Here is an 18,353-nt window from a genome sequence, read left to right on the forward strand (position 1 = left end):
CGCCGCGCTTCGCACTCGCAAGCCTTAATGCCGCTTTATGGAAACGCCCGCGGCTTCGGAATGCCCGCGCCGTGTTCGATGTCCTCGACCGCTTGCTGATGCGCGGCCGCGATCGCCTCGGCGGAGTCGCCATAACCGTTGTCGCCGCCGACGGTCGTCCACGGCTTGACCGCTTTCTCGCGATGCCGGATTTCGTACTCGGCGTCCCAGCGCGCGCCGCTGAGTTCGATCGGGCGCACGTGAATCGAGTACACGCCGTAGAGGAACAGCTGTTCAGCCATGATCGCCTCCAACCATTGCGTTCAGGCGGCGCGGCGCGAGGTGCACGAGCGCGGCGCCGGCCTGCCTAGAGTTCGATTTCCCCGAGTATGCGATGAGCGAGCGCCTTCGCTTCTTCCAGTGCCTCGCCTGGCGTGGACGACGTAGCCTCGACTTCGTAGACGGTGGTTTCCTGGTCCTCGCTCGCTTCGCCTTCGTCGCGCGCGAGTGTGACTACGCCTTGCCAGGTGTCCCGATCGAGTTCTCTTACCGACGCAGTGGCCGTGTAGATGCCTTTGGTGTAGGTGATGTCCTCCATGGCGTCGCTCCTCGTTCCAAAGGTTGCCGTGTTTTCATGCTAGCACGGCCATCGCGCATCGGCAGAAGCGGCGACGTGCCGCAGGGCGCAGGCCGCGCGCAACGACAGCGCAACGCCAACATAAACCACCCGCGTTACAACAGCGCGACGACTTCATCCAGCGACGGCGCATGCGCGCCCGCATGCCGGCACGCCGCCGCGCCCGCCGCCAGCGCGAACGCCAGATGCTCGGGCCACGCGCGTTGCGAAGCGGTCATCAGGCTGAACAGCAAGCCGCCGATCGACGCGTCGCCCGCGCCGACCGTATCCACCACCTCGACGCGCGGCGGCCGCGCTTCGACCGTCATCGCGCCGTCGATCAGCAGCGCCGTTTCCGGCCCGCGCGTGACGAGGACCGTGGCGCTCGGGTTCATCGAACGCAACTGGCTGAGAGCTTGCGCTTCGTCGTCGGTCTTGAAGAGCAGGCGCAGGTCTTCGTCGGAGACCTTGATGAGATCGGCGAGCGCGGCCATTTTGCGCAGCGTGGGTTCGTAGCCATGCTCCATCAGGTTGCGGTAGTTCGGATCGAAGCTGATCTTCACGCCGCGCGAGCGCAACTCGGCGGCCAATGCCGCGAGCGTATCGCCAAGCGGTTGACGCACGAGACTGATGCAGCCGAAGTGCGCCCACTTCACGCGCTCCATCCAGCCGGCCGGCAGGTGCGCGGGATCGAACGCGAGATCGGCGCCGTTTTCGCCCATGAAGAAGTAGGCGGGCGGATGCGTGCGATGAACGATCGCGAGCAAAGGCGGGCGCTCGACGCGCTGCATGAAGCGCATGTCGAGGCCGGCGGCGACGCTCGCGTCCCACAGCTCGTCGGAGAAATTGTCGACGCCTAGCGAGCCCGCGCACGCGGTCGGCAAGCCGAGCTGCGCCACGCAGCGCGCCACGTTCCAGCCGGCGCCGCCCGGACGCGACAGCCATTGCGAGGCGCCCGTGCGCACGAGGTCGGTAAGGATGTCGCCTGCCGAAACGAAAACCGGCAGTTCATGGTTTGTGTCCGCGTTCGTCATTTTGCCTGCTCCGTTTGAGCGGTTGCAGTGGCTCCGGCCGTTGCCGCGCCGTCGGGCAGCGCGTGCGCGAGCACCTCGTAGCACGCGCCCATCGTGTGATAGTCGGTCTTGCCGGCCGGGCTCTTTTCGTCGCTGTATTTGCGGTTGTCGCAGGTGAGTATGCGATACCAGGCGCCGTATTTGTGATCGACGAAGTGCGTCCAGCTATAGCGCCAGATCTCGTCGTACCAGTCCCAGAAGCGCTCGTTGCCCGTGCGCTTGCCGAGCAGCGCGGCGGTCGCGAAGGTCTCCGCCTGGACCCAGAAGTATTTGTCGTGATCGCAGACGGTGCCGTCGGGGCCGAAGCCGTAGTAGAGGCCGCCGTGGTCTTCGTCCCATGCGTGCGTCATCGCGGCGTCGAACAGTTCGATTGCGCGCGGCAAGAGCCACGGCAACGGACGGTAGCGCTCGAGAATCAGCAGCAGCTTCGCCCATTCGGTTTGATGACCCGGCTGAAAGCCCCACGGACGAAAAATGTTCGAGCTGTCTTCCTCGTTGTAGTGCCAGTCCACCGACCAGTCCGCATGAAAGTGCTCCCACACGAGACCCTGCGAGAGTTTCGCCTGACGCAGCGTGATGTTCGACGCGACGCGCTCGGCGCGATCCAGATAGACGAGATGACCGGTCGCTTCGTGTGCGGTCAGCAAAGCCTCGGTGGTGTGCATGTTCGCGTTTTGCCCGCGATAGGAACTCACGCGCCATTCGGGCGATGCTTCGTCGGCATAGAGACCCGCGGCGGCGTCCCAGAAGCGGTGCTCCATCAGTTCGAAGGTCGCGCCGATCATCGGCTTGGCTTCCTCGATGCCGGCCATGGCCGCATGCGAATACGCGAGCAGCACGAAGGCCAGGCCGTAGCAATGACGCGTGGCGTCGAGCGTGCGCTTTTTGCCGTCGCGCCACTCGATCTCCCAGTCGTAGCCTTCGTGCTGCGCGTCCCAATGGGCGTCGTGCAGAAAGCGCAGACCGTGGCGCGCGTATTCCAGATGCTTCGGGTCGCCAAACTGGCGATACGCCATCGCGTAGTTGAACACGTAGCGGCAACTGCTCACCAGGTGCCGCGTGGTTTTGTCGTAGACGGAACCGTCGTCGCGGAAAAAGTGGAAGAAGCCGCCGCTCGGATCGAGCACGTTCGGCGCGTAAAAGCGCAGCGTGTCCTCGATATGCGAGAGCAGAAACTCGCGGCTTCTGAAACTGGCGACGGGCGGCACGGCAGGGCCGTTCGCGGAATGAGGCGTGGCGGATTGCGTCATGGCGTTTTCACCAAAGTACTGGCACGGGCGATGAGATGGACGGGCAAGCGGACTTCCGTTTCGGCGGGCGCGTCTTCCAGCAGCAATTCGACGCCGCGCCGGCCGAGCGCTTCCTTGTCGACGGAGATAGTGGAGAGCGGCGGCGTGGCATGCGCGGCGGCGGGAATGTCGTCGAAGCCGATCACCGCGATGTCCTCCGGCACGCGCACGCCGCGCGCGAAGCAGGCGCGCAGCGCCGCGAGCGCGGCGGCGTCGTTGTAGGCGAATACCGCGTCCGGACGCGGATCGGGCGCATCGAGCAGTTGCTGCATCGCGCGGGCCGCGCCGCTGTCGGGGTCGAGGCCGGCGTCGATCGTCACTTCCAGCGACGGGTCGAACAGCAGCCCCGCTTCGAAAAACGCGCGCCGGTAGCCGAGCGCGCGCTGCGCGATGCTGAAGTGCGCAAGCGATCCGCCGATGAACGCGACGCGCTTGCGCCCCTGTTCGAACAGATGGCGCATGGCGAGCGCGGCGCCCGCGGCGTTGTCGAGATTGACCGAGCGCAGGCCGGGCGCCCACAGGTCGATCAGCACGAGCGGCCGCTGCATCGCGACGAGCGTGGCAAGCGTCTCGGGCTCGACGAAGCCGGCGATCGCGACGGCGTCCGGCGCATGCAGACGCATCTGCTCAATCACGTCTTCGGTCGGTCCGGCAGTCAGCACGGACGGCACGATGCCGCGCTCGCGGCACGCGTCTTCGACACCATGCAGAACGTGCGAGAAGAACGGGCTGACGGCGAAGTTGTTGTGCTGCCGATGCAGCAGGAAGGTCAGGCGGCGAATACGCGGACGCAGTTGCGCGGCGTCGTAGCCGAGTTCGCGCGCGGCCTTGACCACGCGCACGCGGGTGGCCTCGGAAAGCCCTGGCTGGTTTTTCAGTGCGCGCGATACGGTGCCGATCGACACGCTGGCCGCGCGCGCGACGTCGCGAATGGTTATCGCCATCGAAGCAGGCGGCCGTGCAAAGGCGGCCGCGCGGTGTTTGGGTCCGGGCGATTGTATAGTAAAACGTAGCCGAAACAGCCTGAAAAAAGCGCTGACCACACCCGTAAATACCCGCATGTACGGGCTATTTGTGAGTTTTTGGTGTTTAGTAAAACTAGCTAAACACGCCCGGGGAAAAGCGTTCGGCGGCGCTCTCGCCTCTATGAGCGCTATCAGTCCGTCAGTCTGCGTGCAGCGCGGCTTCCGATTGTCCGCGTAACAACGCCACGCTTTCCTCGGCGTCGATCAGCACGAAGCCGCTCGCTTCCATCTTCGCGCGCCGCTTGGCCAGCGCCGCGACCGTGGCGATTGCCTCGCTGTTGTAGAGCGACACGCCGTCGGCGGAATCCGGCTCGACGCGCACGCAGCCAATCGCCATCGTCACGAAGCCGAAGAAGGTCGGATTGCCGCGCCTGTCCTCGCCGTGGATGCCCCCGGCCAGACGGTCCGCGGGCGCATAGAAACGCTGCGCGCCTTCGTTGAATGCGTGAATCGCGCGCAGCACGCGCCCGCGCCAGTCGTCGCTCTGGAACAGGATCAGGAAGTCGTCGCCGCCGACGTGGCCGAGAAAGTCGCGCGTCGGGTCGCAGACGTCGGCGAGCACGGCGGCGGCGAACTTCAGCACTTCGTCGCCTTGCCAGTAGCCGTATTGATCGTTGAAGGGCTTGAAGTGGTTCAGGTCCACATAGCACGCGTAGAAACCCGCGTGGTTGCCGACGAGCCGCGCAATGTGCGAACTGATCGGAATGTTGCCGGGCAGGAAAGTCAGCGGGTTCGCGTAGCGCGCCGCTTCGATGCGCACTTCGGTGACCGCGCGCACGAGGTTTTCGCCGGTGCCGAGCCCCGCGTACTTGCCGTTTTCGGTGATGACGAAGCCATCGGCGAGATAACGCTGGTCGTCGCTCGCGAGCAGCTTGGCCATTTGCTCGACCGTCATCGATTTTTCGATCACGACCGGCGACGCATTCGCGAACAGCAGGCACGGCCGCTTGCCGAACAGTTCGCGGTGATAGGGCAGCGCGTAGCGGTCCATGAAGCTGCGGCGGTTGATCAGCGCGACCGGCTCGTCGTGTTCGACGACGGCCACCGCGTGCAGTTCGGGCAGCCGGTTGAAGAGTTCGAGCACGTCGTTGTTGGTCGCGTGGCGCGGCAGCGCGGGCGCGTGCACGAGCATCTTTTCCGACGCCATGCCGCCCGATGGCGATGCGCCGCCGAGCGTGCGCGTCGCTTCGGGAAACACGGCGATGTGGCCGGCGCGCAGCGCGTCGCGGGCGTCGTCGGTGACCTTGCTGGCCGGCTGCGCATGCGGACGGCCGAAGAAAAAGCCTTGCCCGCAGCCGATTCCCATATCGCGCACGACGATCAGATCCGCTTCGTTCTCGATGCCTTCGGCGACGAGCCGCGCGCCGCTCGCGCTCGCAAAGTGCTGCATCGCGCGAACAGCTTCGAATTTCAGCGGATCGCAGGCGATGTCGTGAATGAAGAAGCGGTCGATCTTCACGACGTCCGGTTGCAGCCGCACCCACAGATTCATGCTGGCGTTCGCGGTGCCGTAATCGTCGAGCGCGAATTGCGCGCCCGCCGTGCGCAGGCAGGCGATCACGGGCAGAAAGGCGCCGACGTCGGGAATCGTGCTTTGCTCCGTCAACTCGATCACGATGCGCTGCGGGTCCACGCCGCGGTGGCGCAACAGCGCGAGCGTTTCGTCGGGCGCGTCGGCCAGGCGCCGCAGCGCGCCCGCGCTGAAGTTGAGGAACAGCTTGCCGTCGCGACCGAGCTGCGCGAACGCGTCGATGCACGCGCGCGCGGCGGCCTGCTCGAGCTCGATCGTGCAGCCTTCGGCGAGCGCCTGCGAAAAGAGCGCGAACGGCGCTTCGAGCGGCGTGCCGGCCGGGCCGCGGATCAGGCCTTCGTAGCCGAGAATCGCGCCGTCCTCGAAGTCGATGATCGGCTGGAACACGGCGGACAGCTCACGCCGGGCAATCAGTTCATCGATGCGCGGCGCGGCGGATCGGGAGGGCGAGCGAAGTTGCATGGCAGGTCGGCGTAGCGATGGACCTGCGGCTTAACGACCGCCCATGCGAAGAATTAAGTGAACTTTTGATGAAGCGTTGCACTTGAGTGGTGCGCGAGCGTCGTCCCAGGAATTTTGCGGAATCGGCCTATGCCATCCGGCCGAGGCGACAACCGCGGCGTTTGCGCGTGAAATAGCAAAAAGCCGCGCAAGGCGGCTTTTCGAAAAACGACGCTCAGGGAGGGCGCTTATGAATGTTCTATTTGCATTGCGCGCGTATTCAACGGCGAGCTTACCGGCGAACTCAGCGGCGAACTCAGCGGCGAGTTCAACGACGAGCCACGGCGGCGGCAGTTTGCCCGCGCGAGGCGGCGCGCGTTTCGCCGCTCATGTCGCGGGCGCCCCAGCGCTGCGCGAGCGCGGCGCACACCATCAACTGGATCTGATGGAACAGCATGAGCGGGAGAACGACTGCGCCCACGGCCTGCGAGGCGAAGATGACCTTCGCCATCGGCACGCCGGCGGCCAGGCTTTTCTTCGAGCCGCAAAAGATGATGGTGATCTGGTCCGCGCGCGAAAAGCCGAGCCGCTTGCTCACGAGAATGGTGACGCCCAGCGCGAGCGCGAGCAGCACGACACTGATGAGCAGCACGCCGCCGAGGGCGGAGAGCGGAATCTGGTGCCACAGGCCCTCGGTAACGGACTCGCTGAACGCGCCGTACACCACCAGCAGAATCGAGCCCTGGTCGACGAACTTGAGCACGCTGCGATGCCGCTCGATCCACTTGCCGATCAGCGGGCGCAGCAGTTGGCCCGCCACGAACGGCACCAGCAATTGCAGCACGATATTGCCGACGGTGTGCCACGGGGAGCTACCGCCCGCCGCCTGATTCGTAACGAGGACGCTGACGAGCGCTGGCGTGACGAAGATGCCGAGCAGACTCGAGGCCGACGCGCTGCAAACGGCGGCCGGCACGTTGCCTTTGGCAATGGACGTGAACGCGATAGAGGACTGAACCGTCGACGGCAACGTGCAGAGGAAGAGGACCCCGGCATAGAGCGCCGGCGTGACAAGTGGCGAAAGGAGCGGTTTAAGCGCGAGGCCGAGCAGCGGAAACAGCGCGAACGTGCTGAGCAGTACGACTATATGCAGACGCCAGTGCGTGGCGCCCGCAACAATCGCTTCCCGCGAAAGCTTCGCGCCGTGTAGGAAGAACAGCAGGCCGACCGCGACGTTCGTGACCCAGTCGAACCCGACGGCGGCCTGCCCGTGAACCGGCAACAGGCTGGCGAATATCACGGTGCCGACGAGGCACAAGGTGAAGTTGTCGGGAAGCAGTTTCGGGCGGGCCATGTCGGATTCTCGAAATCGGTAATGCGGGACTGCACGCAAGGGGCGTGCGCGAAGCGCCGCGGATCAGCGCCAGGGAAAACCAGTATTCTCCCGCGAAAGCGATTGAAAACGCAAATTCATTTGCCGAATCGATTGATGAGTGATGCGCATTCGGAGCTGCGTGCTGTCCACGGTTGGCCGTGAATTCGCAGGCGGTTGTGCATGCGCGAGGCGCACGGTTTTGGCTTTGTCGGTCCCGACATCATGCGCGCATAACAGACCCTTGCCACCCGTTTCCGCTACGCGTTCCGCGAATGCCAGGAGCGCGATCCGGAACCGCCATAAGGCGGTTTCCGCAAGGGTTATGTCGTAGAAAAACGTCGCAGTAACAAGGTGTTACAACAGCGGGCGAGGCCTAACACTTTTTGGCTCGACACCCTCTGCCGACGACCATAAATTACCGTTCAAAGGCCGTCGGGAATGCCCCGCGCCGCGAGCTTTTCCGCGGCGCCCGCGCCAGTCCCTCAACAAGTCCGCCGCAGCTCGAACGGTGGGCTTCAGGCAAGTCTTCGGGCAAGTGAGTCACGGGTGGACGGGTTGTCGAGAACGAAGCACTGGCTGTGGGGCGCGCTTGTTGTCGCGCTGTGCTCGTTCGCCTACGCCAAAGGGCCGGGCGTTGCCGGTTTCGCCGTCGACAGCTACGGTCACGGCAATTACGTCAACCGCGACGTGGGCGGCGCCTTCCACCGCTCGGGCGCGCCTGTCTCCAATATTCGCCGTGTCGCCGGACCGGGCTCTTATCCCGGCGAAGGCCGCGGCGGCATACCGTACCCCGGCGTGATCACGCCCGTCAGCGCCGAATCGCGTCCCGGACAGCGGCCGCAGTCCAACCCGCCGGTTCGCTCGGGCTCGATCCGCGCCGACGTCGCGCGATATAACGAAGAACGCAGCTCCATCCGCTCGATCCAGCGCCAGGGCGACGACAGCCGCCCGCCCGAAGCTTCGCCCTACCGTAACTAACTTGCGCTGACGTTGGCCGCTTGCAGCCGGTTTGGCCCGAGGCGTTTACACGCGCACGTCGCATACGCATACAACGTCCGTTGCTCCACGACGTATCCCGCGCATTTCACAAGCAACTCCGCCTTTCAATCCGCTTCGCATCCGCATTACATCTCAATTCTCTTGTCACAAGCATTGAAACGCCTCCGCTCTAGTTGACGTTTCGACGCCACACTTTTTTGAAAACACTCGGCAGCAGACCGTCTCCCGTCGTCAAATCGGGGCGGTTATGCGGCGCTGCGTCATCGGGATGTCATGTGAAGCGTTATTAACCGGCTGGCGTGCCGCGAGCGCTGCCTGGCGCGATTCATTGCGTCTGCCGCGGCACCGCGAAACGGCTTGCACAACGGTCTTTAACCGGCCGATAAACGACGAACCTAATCAGACCGATATACCGGCAATAACGAGCCATGTTTTTGTTTATAAAAATGGTCCGCAAAGATGGTCCCGCCCAGATTGGCTCGATGATCGGACGGACAACAACAATGGTTCGCGCGAGCTTGCCCTTTCGCACAGCCACACCCTTTTTGACAAAGACTGGAGAATCCATGAAAACAAACATCAGCCGTGCGCTGAAGACCACCCTCAAGGCGACCGCATGTGCCGCTTTGCTGGCCGGCGCATCGTCTGCTTTCGCGCAATCGAGCGTGCAGCTTTATGGCCAGGTCGACGAATGGGTCGGCGCGCAGAAATTCCCCGGCGGCAAGACCGCAGTGGGCGTGTCCGGCGGCGGCATGTCGACCTCGTACTGGGGTTTCAAAGGGGCTGAGGACCTGGGCAACGGCTACAAGGCGATCTTCACACTCGAAGGATTTTTCCGCGCGCAAAACGGCCAGTACGGCCGCTTCACCGGCGACAGCACGTTCTCGCGCAACGCCTACGTCGGTATCGAATCGCCGTACGGCACGGTCACGGCCGGCCGTCTGACCACCCATTTGTTCGTGTCGACGATTCTGTTCAACCCGTTCATCGACTCGTACGTTTTCTCGCCGATGGTCTACCACGTCTATCTCGGGCTCGGCACGTTCCCGACGTACTCGACGGACCAGGGCGTGACCGGCGACTCCGGCTGGAATAATGCGGTGCAGTACCAATCGCCGAATTTCAACGGACTGTCGGCAAGCGCGATGTACGCGCTCGGCAACACGACGCAGAACGGCGCGAAGAAGTGGAGCGGCCAGGTGCTGTATTTCCACGGCCCGTTCGCCGCGACCGCCGTCTATCAGTACGTGAACTTCAACAACACGCCGGGTGATCTGGGCAGCTTCGATTCGTCGGGCGTGCCGGGCCTGAAGGCGCAAAGCGTCGCGCAACTCGGCCTGTCGTACGACCTGAAGTACGTGAAGCTGTTCGGTCAGTACATGTACACGCATAACGACCAGACGCTGACGAGCTGGCATGTGAACACGGCGCAAGGCGGCGTGTCAGTGCCGTTCGGGCCGGGCACGGTGATGGCGTCGTACGCGTACTCGCGCGATGGCGGCGGCTTCGACCAGACCCGTCAGACGGCCGCGGTCGGCTACGACTATCCGCTGTCCAAGCGCACCGACGTTTATGCGGCTTATCTGTACGACCACATCAGCAATCAGTCGAGCGGCAACACGTACGGCGTCGGCTTGCGCGCGAAGTTCTAGGCGCGGCTGAAACGCGGGGCGCGGCGGCTCGCTTGTGTCGCTGCGCGCCAAGCGATGTTCGGCGCAGTTAACGTTGCAGTCGAAGTCGCAGCCGCAGTCGAAGTCGCAGCCAGGCTCGCAGTAACCACAAAGCCCGCGTTCTCACCGAACGCGGGCTTTCGTCGTTTTAGTCATTCGGCATTGCTCGCACGCGGCCTTTCCCCACCGGTTCTTGATAAACCATGCAAAATGACGCCGATTAATTCCTTGAGCGAGCGATTCGATGGACACCCTCGTCAGCATGAAAGTGTTCCGGCAAGTGGTCGAGGTGGGCAGCTTCGTCGGCGCGGCTGAGCGGATGGAAATGTCGGCGGCGATGGCGAGCAAGCATGTGATGCATCTCGAACAGCAGCTCGGCGCGCGCTTGCTCAATCGCACGACGCGCCGCGTCGCGCCGACCGAGGCGGGCCGCGAATACTACGAGCGTCTGAGTCAGGTGCTCACCGAACTAGAGGAAGCCGAGCAGGTGGTCGGCGCGGCGAGCGTGGTGCCGCAAGGGCGCTTGCGCGTGTCGTCGTTGTCGGCGTTCGGGCTCAGCCACGTGATGGCCGCCGTCGCCGACTACGCCGCGCAGTATCCGCAGGTCACCGTCGACATCACGTTGTCCGACCGCGTGGTCGAGCTGATCGACGAGGGCTTCGACGTTGCGATTCGCGCTTCGCCGAGCGGCATGAAGTCGTCGTCGCTGATTGCCCGGCCGATCGCGATGGCGCATCTGCTGCTGTGCGCGTCGCCCGATTACTTGCGCCGGCGCGGCACGCCCAAAACAGCCGCCGATCTCGCGCGCCACAACTATCTGCAGTACGCGGGCGTGTCGGCGCTCGATGTCATGCAAACCACGGGCGAGGCGGCGCGCGTGCGCTTGTCCGGCAATCTGATCGTCAACCATCTCGAGGCGCAACGCGTGATGGTGCTGCATGGCGCGGGCATCGCGCTGCTCGGCACCGAGGTGATCGGCGCCGATCTGGCGGAAGGGCGTCTCGTGCCGCTGCTCGTCGATGAAGTGCCGCCGCGCGAGCTGCCGATCCATGTCGTCTACGCAAGCCGTCGCCATTTGTCGGCGAAGGTGCGGTCGTTCGTGGATTTTCTGGCTGACCGCTTCGCGAACGAATCGCTGTGGCCGTCGCTTGAGCAGATCAAGGCGATGGCGGTGAGGTAGCGCCCCCTTTCGCTATACTGGTTGCCAGCACCCGCACACGCAAACAGCGTAACGATTGGGGGAGACATGACCGATCTGTCCTCGCCGCAGCGCGCCGCCAGCCACGAGCTGCCCGCCGGCCGGCGCTTGCGTTTCGTCACTGCCGCAGCCTTGTTCGACGGCCACGACGCGTCGATCAACATCATGCGGCGCATTCTGCAAGCAAGCGGCGTGGAGGTCATCCACCTGGGCCACAACCGTTCCGTCGATGAAGTCGCGACCGCCGCGCTTCAGGAAGACGCCGACGGCGTCGCGGTGTCGAGCTACCAGGGCGGCCACAACGAATACTTCCGCTATCTCGTCGATCTGCTGCGCGCGCGCGGCGGCGAGCGCATCAAGGTGTTCGGCGGCGGAGGCGGCGTGATCGTCCCCGAGGAAATCGTCGCGCTGGAACGATACGGCGTCGAAAAAATCTATTCGCCGCACGACGGCCAGCGGCTTGGCCTGCAAGGCATGATCGACGACATGATTGGGCGGTGCGCAGCGCTTGCGCGCGAGAGCGCCGCGGTGCCGAGGGGCACAGCCGGCGCAGTCGGCGAATGGATCGACGGTTTGACGGCTGGACGCACCGAACACCCCACCACCATCGCGTTCCGCCACCTCGCCCAACTCATCAGCGCATTCGAAACCGGCGCCGTCACCGCCGCCGAGCGCAGCAAAATCGCGACCCTGGCGCAAGCCGCGCAGATTCCCGTGCTGGGCATCACCGGCACGGGCGGCGCGGGTAAATCGTCGCTGACGGATGAACTGATCCGCCGCTTCCGCCTAGATTACGGCGACGCGCTCACCATTGCCGTGCTCGCCATCGACCCATCGCGCCGCAAGTCGGGCGGCGCGCTGCTTGGCGACCGCATCCGCATGAACGCGATCGGCGATTGGGACGGCGGCGCGCGCGGCGGTGCACGTATCTACATGCGCTCGATGGCGACGCGCGAGGCGTCGAGCGAAATCTCGAACGCGCTGCCCGACGCGCTGATGCTCTGCAAGGCAGCGGGCTTCGATCTGATCGTCGTCGAGACGTCGGGTATCGGTCAGGGCGACGCCGCCATCGTGCCGTTCGTCGACGAATCGCTGTACGTGATGACGCCTGAGTTCGGCGCGGCGAGCCAGCTCGAAAAAATCGACATGCTCGATTTCGCCGACTTCGTCGCGATCAACAAGTTCGACCGCAAGGGTGCTGCCGATGCGCTTCGCGATGTCGCGAAGCAGGTGCAGCGCAATCGCGGCGAGTTCGTGAAGCCGCCCGACGCGATGCCGGTGTTCGGCACGATCGCTTCGCGTTTCAACGACGACGGCGTGACCGCGCTCTACGTGCATCTCGCGAACGCGTTGCACAAGCATGGCCTGCGCGCGGACGGCGGCGGACGTCTTGCCGCGCGAGCCGACCTGCGGTTTTCGAGCGGCCGTCATGCAATCGTCCCGCCGGCGCGCGTGCGCTATCTCGCGGAAATCGCGCAGACCGTTCACGTTTATCGCGAGCGCGCCGATGCGCAGGCGCGCATCGCGCGTGAACGCTGGCAACTCATCGAAGCGCGCCGAATGCTCGGCGAAGCCGACACGAATGACAACGACACAAACAACGACACAAACGCCAACGCACCCACAGCCCAACTCGACGCACTAATCGAGCAACGTACAGCCGCACTAGGCGAACACGAACGCAAGCTACTCGACGCCTGGCCGCAAACCGTCGCCGCGTATTCCGGCGACGAACACGTCATCCGCATTCGCGACCGCGAGATCCGCACGGCGCTCACGGTCACCACCTTGTCCGGCACGCCGATCCGCAAAGTTGCGCTGCCGAAGTTCGTCGATCACGGCGAGATTTTGCGCTGGCTCATGCTCGAGAACCTGCCCGGCTACTTCCCGTTCGCCGCAGGCGTATTCCCGTTCCGCCGCGAAAACGAAGACCCGACGCGTATGTTCGCGGGCGAAGGCGACCCGTCGCGCACCAGCCGGCGTTTCAAGCTGCTGTCCGAGGGCATGCCGGCCAAGCGTCTTTCCACTGCTTTCGATTCCGTCACGCTGTACGGCGAAGAGCCGCACGAACGGCCGGACATCTACGGCAAGGTGGGCAATTCGGGCGTGTCGGTCGCGACGCTCGACGACATGCACGCGCTCTACGACGGCTTCGATCTGTGCGCGCCGGAAACGTCGGTGTCGATGACGATCAACGGCCCCGCGCCGACCATCCTCGCGATGTTTTTCAACGTCGCGATCTATCAGCAGATCACGCGCAAGCAACACGAACTAGGCCGCGCACTCACCGACGACGAACTCGCCGCGACGCGCCACATCGCGTTGGAAAATGTGCGCGGCACCGTGCAGGCCGACATCCTCAAAGAAGACCAAGGCCAGAACACCTGCATCTTTTCGACGGAATTCAGCCTGAAAGTGATGGGCGATATTCAGGCGTACTTTGTCGAACACGGCGTGCGCAATTTCTATTCGGTGTCGATCTCCGGCTATCACATTGCCGAGGCCGGCGCGAATCCGATCTCGCAACTCGCCTATACGCTCGCCAACGGCTTCACCTATGTCGAGGCGTACCTCGCACGAGGCATGTCGATAGACGACTTCGCGCCGAACCTGTCGTTCTTCTTTTCGAACGGCATGGACCCGGAATACACGGTGCTCGGCCGCGTCGCGCGACGCATCTGGGCAATCGCGATGCGCGAACGCTACGGCGCGAACGAGCGCAGCCAGAAGCTCAAGTATCACGTGCAGACGTCGGGGCGCAGCCTGCATGCGCAGGAGATCGACTTCAACGACATTCGTACCACGCTGCAAGCGCTGATCGCGATCTACGACAACTGCAACTCGCTGCACACCAATGCCTTCGACGAAGCCATCACCACACCCACCGAAGAGTCGGTGCGTCGCGCGGTGGCGATTCAGTTGATCATCAATCGCGAATGGGGACTCGCGAAGAATCAGAACCCGAATCAGGGCAGTTTTGTGATCGACGAGTTGACCGATCTCGTCGAAGAAGCGGTGCTCGCCGAGTTCGACCGGCTCACCGAGCGCGGCGGCGTGCTCGGCGCAATGGAGACGGGTTATCAGCGCGGACGCATTCAGGACGAGTCGATGCTATACGAGCATCGCAAGCATGACGGCTCGTATCCGATCGTGGGTGTGAATACATTCGTGAGCGCGCATCCGCATGAGGCGCCGCAGCCCATCGCGCTCGCCCGTTCCACCGACGAAGAAAAGCAAAGCCAGCTAAAACGCCTGCGCGATTTTCAGGCGCGGCATCGCGAGGCCGCGCCTGCCGCGCTGGAGCGTCTGAAGCGCGCGGTGATCGACGATGAAAACGTCTTTACGGTGCTGATGGACGTGGTCCGCGTGTGTTCGCTCGGACAGATCACGCACGCGCTGTTCGAGGTTGGCGGGCAGTATCGGCGGAACATGTAGGCGGGCGAAGCCTGGCGTCAGCGCGCGATGCCGAGGCGCGCCTTCGCGTCGTCGTATTCCTTCGACAAACGCGCGACCAGTTCGCTCACGCTCGGCACGTCGTCCATCAGGCCGACGCCCTGGCCCGCGCCCCAGATGTCTTTCCACGCCTTGGCCTTTTCGTTGGCAAAGTTCATCTTGGTCTTGTCCGATTCCGGCAGCGCATCTGGATCGAGCCCGGCGTTGACGATGCTCTCGCGAATGTAATTACCATGCACGCCCGTGAACAGGTTCGTGTAGATGATGTCCGACGCCGACGAGCTCACGATAGCCTGCTTGTAGCTCTCCACCGCGTGCGCCTCTTTGGTCGCGATGAAGCGCGTGCCCATGTACGCGAGGTCTGCGCCCATCGCTTGCGCGGCGAGGATCGAGCCGCCGTTCGCGATCGCGCCGGACAGCACGATCGGGCCGTCGAAAATGCGCCGCACTTCGCCGACCAGCGCAAACGGCGACGTGGTGCCCGCATGACCGCCCGCGCCCGACGCCACCAGGATCAAACCGTCGACGCCCGCTTCGAGCGCCTTCTGCGCGTGACGCAGATTGATCACGTCATGCAGCACGATGCCGCCATAGCTGTGCACGGCGTCGACAATTTCTCGCGCCGGCGCGCGCAGGCTCGTGATGAAGATCGGCACCTTGTGTTCGACGCATACGCGCACGTCGTGCTCGAGCCGCGTATTCGATTGATGAACGATCTGGTTGACGGCAATCGGTCCGATGCGCGCGTCGGGATTCGCAGCGCGATGCTCGGCGAGTTGCGCCTGAATCTGCGTGAGCCATTCGTCGAGCAACTCGGCAGGGCGCGCATTCAGCGCCGGAAACGAACCGACGATGCCGGCCTTGCACTGCGCCAGCACGAGCTCGGGATAGCTGACGATGAACATCGGCGAGGCGACGACAGGCAACGCCAGATTTTGCAGAACGGCGGGCAATGCCATAGTGCGAGTCTCCTGATTGACGAGCCGGTGTGCGCGAGGCGCCCGGCTATTTGATGAGTTTAGCGGCATGCGGCGCGCGCCGCGTTGCAGCCGACAGCATGCATAGATGCAGGAACGTTTAAGAACGGTCGTTCGATTATAGGCGAAGCGCTCGCGCCGCGTTCGCCGCATCGTTTAGAACGGTTGGAAGGAGTGTTCAGGTTCTATGCTTGCGTGGGCTATCCCACCGCGTGCGGACACATTGGGCTTTTACAATGCACGCACTCCAAACGACAAGAGACACGGCCATGGCCTTCGAGAATTTCACGCCCTTTCGCGTCGCTGTGGGCGATGCGGATATCTTTGGAGTGAAGGGCGGAGCGGGGCCGCCGCTTCTGCTGCTGCACGGCCATCCGCAATCGCATCTGATCTGGGCGCGCTGCGCCGAGCGACTGGCTCAGCACTTCACGGTCATCGCCACCGATCTGCGCGGCTACGGCGCATCGGGCAAGCCGGCGAGCGACACGGCGCACACGCCGTATTCCAAACGCGCGATGGCCGCCGATCAGGTCGCCGTGATGCGCCACTTCGGCTACGAGCGGTTTCTCGTTTGTGCGCACGATCGCGGCGCGCGCGTCGCGCATCGCATGGCGCTCGATCACGCGGATGCCGTCGAGCGTCTGATGCTGCTCGACATCGCGCCGACGCTCGCGATGTACGAAGCCACCGACCGCACGTTCGCCACGCATTACTTCCACTGGTTCTTCCTGATCCAGCCCGAGCCGCTGCCGGAGACGCTGATCGGCGCCAATCCCGCCGCGTATGTCGATGCGGTGATGGGCAGCCGTCATGCTGGCCTCGCGCCGTTCGAACCGGCCTCGCTCGACGCGTATCGCGCGGCGCTCGCGCAACCAGGCGCGGTGCACGCGATGTGCGAGGACTACCGCGCGTCGGCGAGCATCGATCTCGAACACGACCGCGCCGACATCGAACGCGGACATAAGATTGCTTGCCCATTGCGTGTGCTGTGGGGCGAGAACGGCGTCATCGAAAAGTGCTTCGACGCGCTCGCCGAATGGCGTCATGTCGCGCGCGACGTGAGCGGGCGTTCGCTGCGGTGCGGCCACTATTTGCCGGAAGAGGCGCCGGACGAATTGCTCGCCGAAATGCTGTCCTTCTTTGAAGCGATAGAGCGGTAGAGCGCGAAGGCGGTTGTGCTTCGCGCGCCTAACCAAGCGGCGGCAGCCGCCGCGCCAAGGGCGTCGACTTGACGATTGCCGTGCTGGTCTCCGCGCGCTCGGTGACCTTCGACAGAATCTCGTCAAGCTGATCGATCGTCCGCAGATAAAGACGGCAGATGAAGCAATCGTCGCCCGTCACCTTGTCGCATTCGACGAACTGCGGAATTCGCCGGATCACTTCTTCCACCAGATGCAACTGCCCCGGCAGCGGCTTGACACGCACGATGGCTTGCAGCGTGAAGCCGAGCGCGCGCGGATCGAGTTGCACCGTGAAGCGCTCGATCACGCCTTGCGCCTCGAGTCTGCGGATGCGCTCGGCCGTGCTCGGCGCCGAAAGTCCGACGAGCCGCGCCAGTTCGCTGACCGGGCGGCGCGCATCTTCGGCGAGCGCGGCGAGCAGCGCGCGATCGGTTTCGTCGAGCGGGACAGGCGCTAACGGAGTAAGGCGTTTCGTCATGACGGCCTTCGAATTTTAGGTGGTATGGCGGTATGGCTTAAGTTTATCCATGTATTCGCTCGACCGGATTATTTACACTGCTTGCCATACAGGAATCCATTCGAGGATCGAATCATGGCTTCAAACGACATCCGCCGCGGCGCGGCGGAGATGAGCGTGGCAATGCTGATGTCGGGCACGATCGGCTGGCTGGTCGTGTCGTCGCAGCAAAGCGCATTTAACGTGGTGTTCTTCCGCTGCATTTTCGGTGGCGCGACGCTCGCGCTCGTATGCGCAGTGCTCGGCCTGTTCAGGCGCAAGCTGTTCTCGTGGAAGATGGTTGGCCTCGCGCTGCTCGGCGGCGCGGCGATCGTCGCCAATTGGGTGCTGCTGTTCGCCGCGTATTCGCGTGCGTCGATCTCGATGGCGACGGCCGTCTACAACACGCAACCTTTCATGCTGGTCGCGCTGGGCGCAATCGTGTTTCGCGAGCGGATCAGCGCGTCGACGGTACTGTGGCTCGTGCTCGCGTTCATTGGGCTCGTGTTCGTCGTGAAGGTCGAACCCGCGGTACTGGCCGTGCCGGGGCAGTATCTGGTCGGCATCGGGTACGCGGTCGGCGCGGCGGCGATGTACGCGGTGTCGTCGATCATCACCAAGCATTTGAAGGGCACGCCGCCGCATCTGATCGCGCTGATCCAGGTGTCGCTCGGCGTGGTGATGCTCGCGCCGCTCGTGCGTTTCGACGCGCTGCCGGCCACGGGCGTTCAATGGCTCGAGCTGGTCGTGCTGGGCGTGGTGAACACCGGGCTCATGTATGTGCTGCTGTATGGCGCGATCCAGAAGCTGCCGACTTCGATGACCGGCGCGCTGTCGTTCATCTATCCGGTGGTCGCGATCATCGTCGACAGAATCGCGTTCGGACAGACGCTCGCGTGGATTCAGGTGCTGGGCGCGGTGCTGATTCTGCTTGCCGCTGCGGGCGTCAATCTCGGCTGGCGGATCGTGCCGCAAAGACGCGCGCCGTCTGTTTGAATGCGGCGCTTTGCTGTTTCAGCCGGAGGCAGCCGATGCAACCGCCCAAATGCT

Annotated in this window: 15 protein-coding genes; 6 read left to right on the forward strand and 9 right to left on the reverse strand. The window is 64.0% G+C overall.

The window, feature by feature from the left end; all coding sequences use genetic code 11:
• Positions 1-35 precede the first annotated feature (35 nt).
• From CUJ91_RS01120 to CUJ91_RS01150, 7 genes are all read right to left on the reverse strand, one after another.
• Entirely contained in the window at positions 36-281 is a 246-nt protein-coding gene (locus CUJ91_RS01120) for a hypothetical protein (RefSeq protein WP_006048186.1), read from the reverse strand.
• Between the two features lie 65 nt (positions 282-346).
• Entirely contained in the window at positions 347-577 is a 231-nt protein-coding gene (locus CUJ91_RS01125; protein WP_006048185.1) for a hypothetical protein, read from the reverse strand.
• Positions 578-711: 134 nt separating this feature from the next.
• Positions 712-1,629 carry a carbohydrate kinase family protein gene (locus CUJ91_RS01130; RefSeq protein WP_006048184.1) on the reverse strand — a complete coding sequence of 306 codons (918 nt, stop codon included), beginning with the start codon at positions 1,627-1,629 and terminating at the stop codon, positions 712-714.
• Positions 1,626-2,918, reverse strand: a complete 1,293-nt coding sequence (locus CUJ91_RS01135; protein WP_006048183.1) for an AGE family epimerase/isomerase — start codon at positions 2,916-2,918, stop codon at positions 1,626-1,628. Before CUJ91_RS01135 ends, CUJ91_RS01130 begins: the two co-directional genes overlap by 4 nt.
• Positions 2,915-3,901 (reverse strand): LacI family DNA-binding transcriptional regulator, encoded by a 987-nt coding sequence (locus CUJ91_RS01140; protein WP_114155714.1) that lies wholly within the window; start codon positions 3,899-3,901, stop codon positions 2,915-2,917. Before CUJ91_RS01140 ends, CUJ91_RS01135 begins: the two co-directional genes overlap by 4 nt.
• 220 nt (positions 3,902-4,121) lie before the next feature.
• Positions 4,122-5,975, reverse strand: a complete 1,854-nt coding sequence (locus tag CUJ91_RS01145) for an EAL domain-containing protein (RefSeq protein ID WP_114155715.1) — start codon at positions 5,973-5,975, stop codon at positions 4,122-4,124.
• 307 nt (positions 5,976-6,282) lie between these two features.
• The gene (locus CUJ91_RS01150; RefSeq protein WP_006048180.1) at positions 6,283-7,308 is read right to left on the reverse strand and encodes a bile acid:sodium symporter family protein; all 1,026 of its coding nucleotides are present in this window, start codon (positions 7,306-7,308) and stop codon (positions 6,283-6,285) included.
• A gap of 567 nt (positions 7,309-7,875) precedes the next feature.
• Between CUJ91_RS01150 and CUJ91_RS01155 the strand changes: the two genes are divergently transcribed.
• The 4 genes from CUJ91_RS01155 to icmF all read left to right on the forward strand — a co-directional run bounded on the left by CUJ91_RS01155 (position 7,876) and on the right by icmF (position 14,631).
• Positions 7,876-8,307: a hypothetical protein gene (locus CUJ91_RS01155; protein ID WP_029969549.1), complete on the forward strand. Its 432-nt coding sequence runs from the start codon at positions 7,876-7,878 to the stop codon at positions 8,305-8,307.
• Positions 8,308-8,894: 587 nt separating this feature from the next.
• Complete coding sequence (locus CUJ91_RS01160; protein ID WP_006048177.1) at positions 8,895-9,980, forward strand: porin; 1,086 nt, start codon at positions 8,895-8,897, stop codon at positions 9,978-9,980.
• Between the two features lie 262 nt (positions 9,981-10,242).
• Entirely contained in the window at positions 10,243-11,178 is a 936-nt protein-coding gene (locus CUJ91_RS01165) for a LysR family transcriptional regulator (protein WP_006048176.1), read from the forward strand.
• Positions 11,179-11,244: 66 nt separating this feature from the next.
• The gene (gene icmF, locus CUJ91_RS01170) at positions 11,245-14,631 is read left to right on the forward strand and encodes a fused isobutyryl-CoA mutase/GTPase IcmF (protein ID WP_114155716.1); all 3,387 of its coding nucleotides are present in this window, start codon (positions 11,245-11,247) and stop codon (positions 14,629-14,631) included.
• Between the two features lie 17 nt (positions 14,632-14,648).
• Here icmF and CUJ91_RS01175 read toward each other — a convergent pair whose 3' ends face one another.
• A complete protein-coding gene (locus tag CUJ91_RS01175; protein ID WP_006048174.1) occupies positions 14,649-15,608 on the reverse strand; it encodes an NAD(P)H-dependent flavin oxidoreductase in 960 nt (319 codons plus the stop codon).
• Positions 15,609-15,895: 287 nt separating this feature from the next.
• Here CUJ91_RS01175 and CUJ91_RS01180 point away from each other — a divergent pair, with 287 nt between their 5' ends.
• Complete coding sequence (locus CUJ91_RS01180) at positions 15,896-16,786, forward strand: alpha/beta fold hydrolase (RefSeq protein WP_114155717.1); 891 nt, start codon at positions 15,896-15,898, stop codon at positions 16,784-16,786.
• Positions 16,787-16,814: 28 nt separating this feature from the next.
• Here the strand turns inward: CUJ91_RS01180 and CUJ91_RS01185 are convergent, their stop codons facing one another.
• Entirely contained in the window at positions 16,815-17,285 is a 471-nt protein-coding gene (locus CUJ91_RS01185) for an Lrp/AsnC family transcriptional regulator (RefSeq protein ID WP_053857411.1), read from the reverse strand.
• Between the two features lie 114 nt (positions 17,286-17,399).
• Between CUJ91_RS01185 and CUJ91_RS01190 the strand changes: the two genes are divergently transcribed.
• Positions 17,400-18,299 carry a DMT family transporter gene (locus CUJ91_RS01190; protein WP_006048171.1) on the forward strand — a complete coding sequence of 300 codons (900 nt, stop codon included), beginning with the start codon at positions 17,400-17,402 and terminating at the stop codon, positions 18,297-18,299.
• Positions 18,300-18,353 lie beyond the last annotated feature (54 nt).

The organism is Paraburkholderia graminis (assembly GCF_003330785.1).
In the GTDB taxonomy this organism is placed as follows: Bacteria; Pseudomonadota; Gammaproteobacteria; order Burkholderiales; family Burkholderiaceae; genus Paraburkholderia; species Paraburkholderia graminis.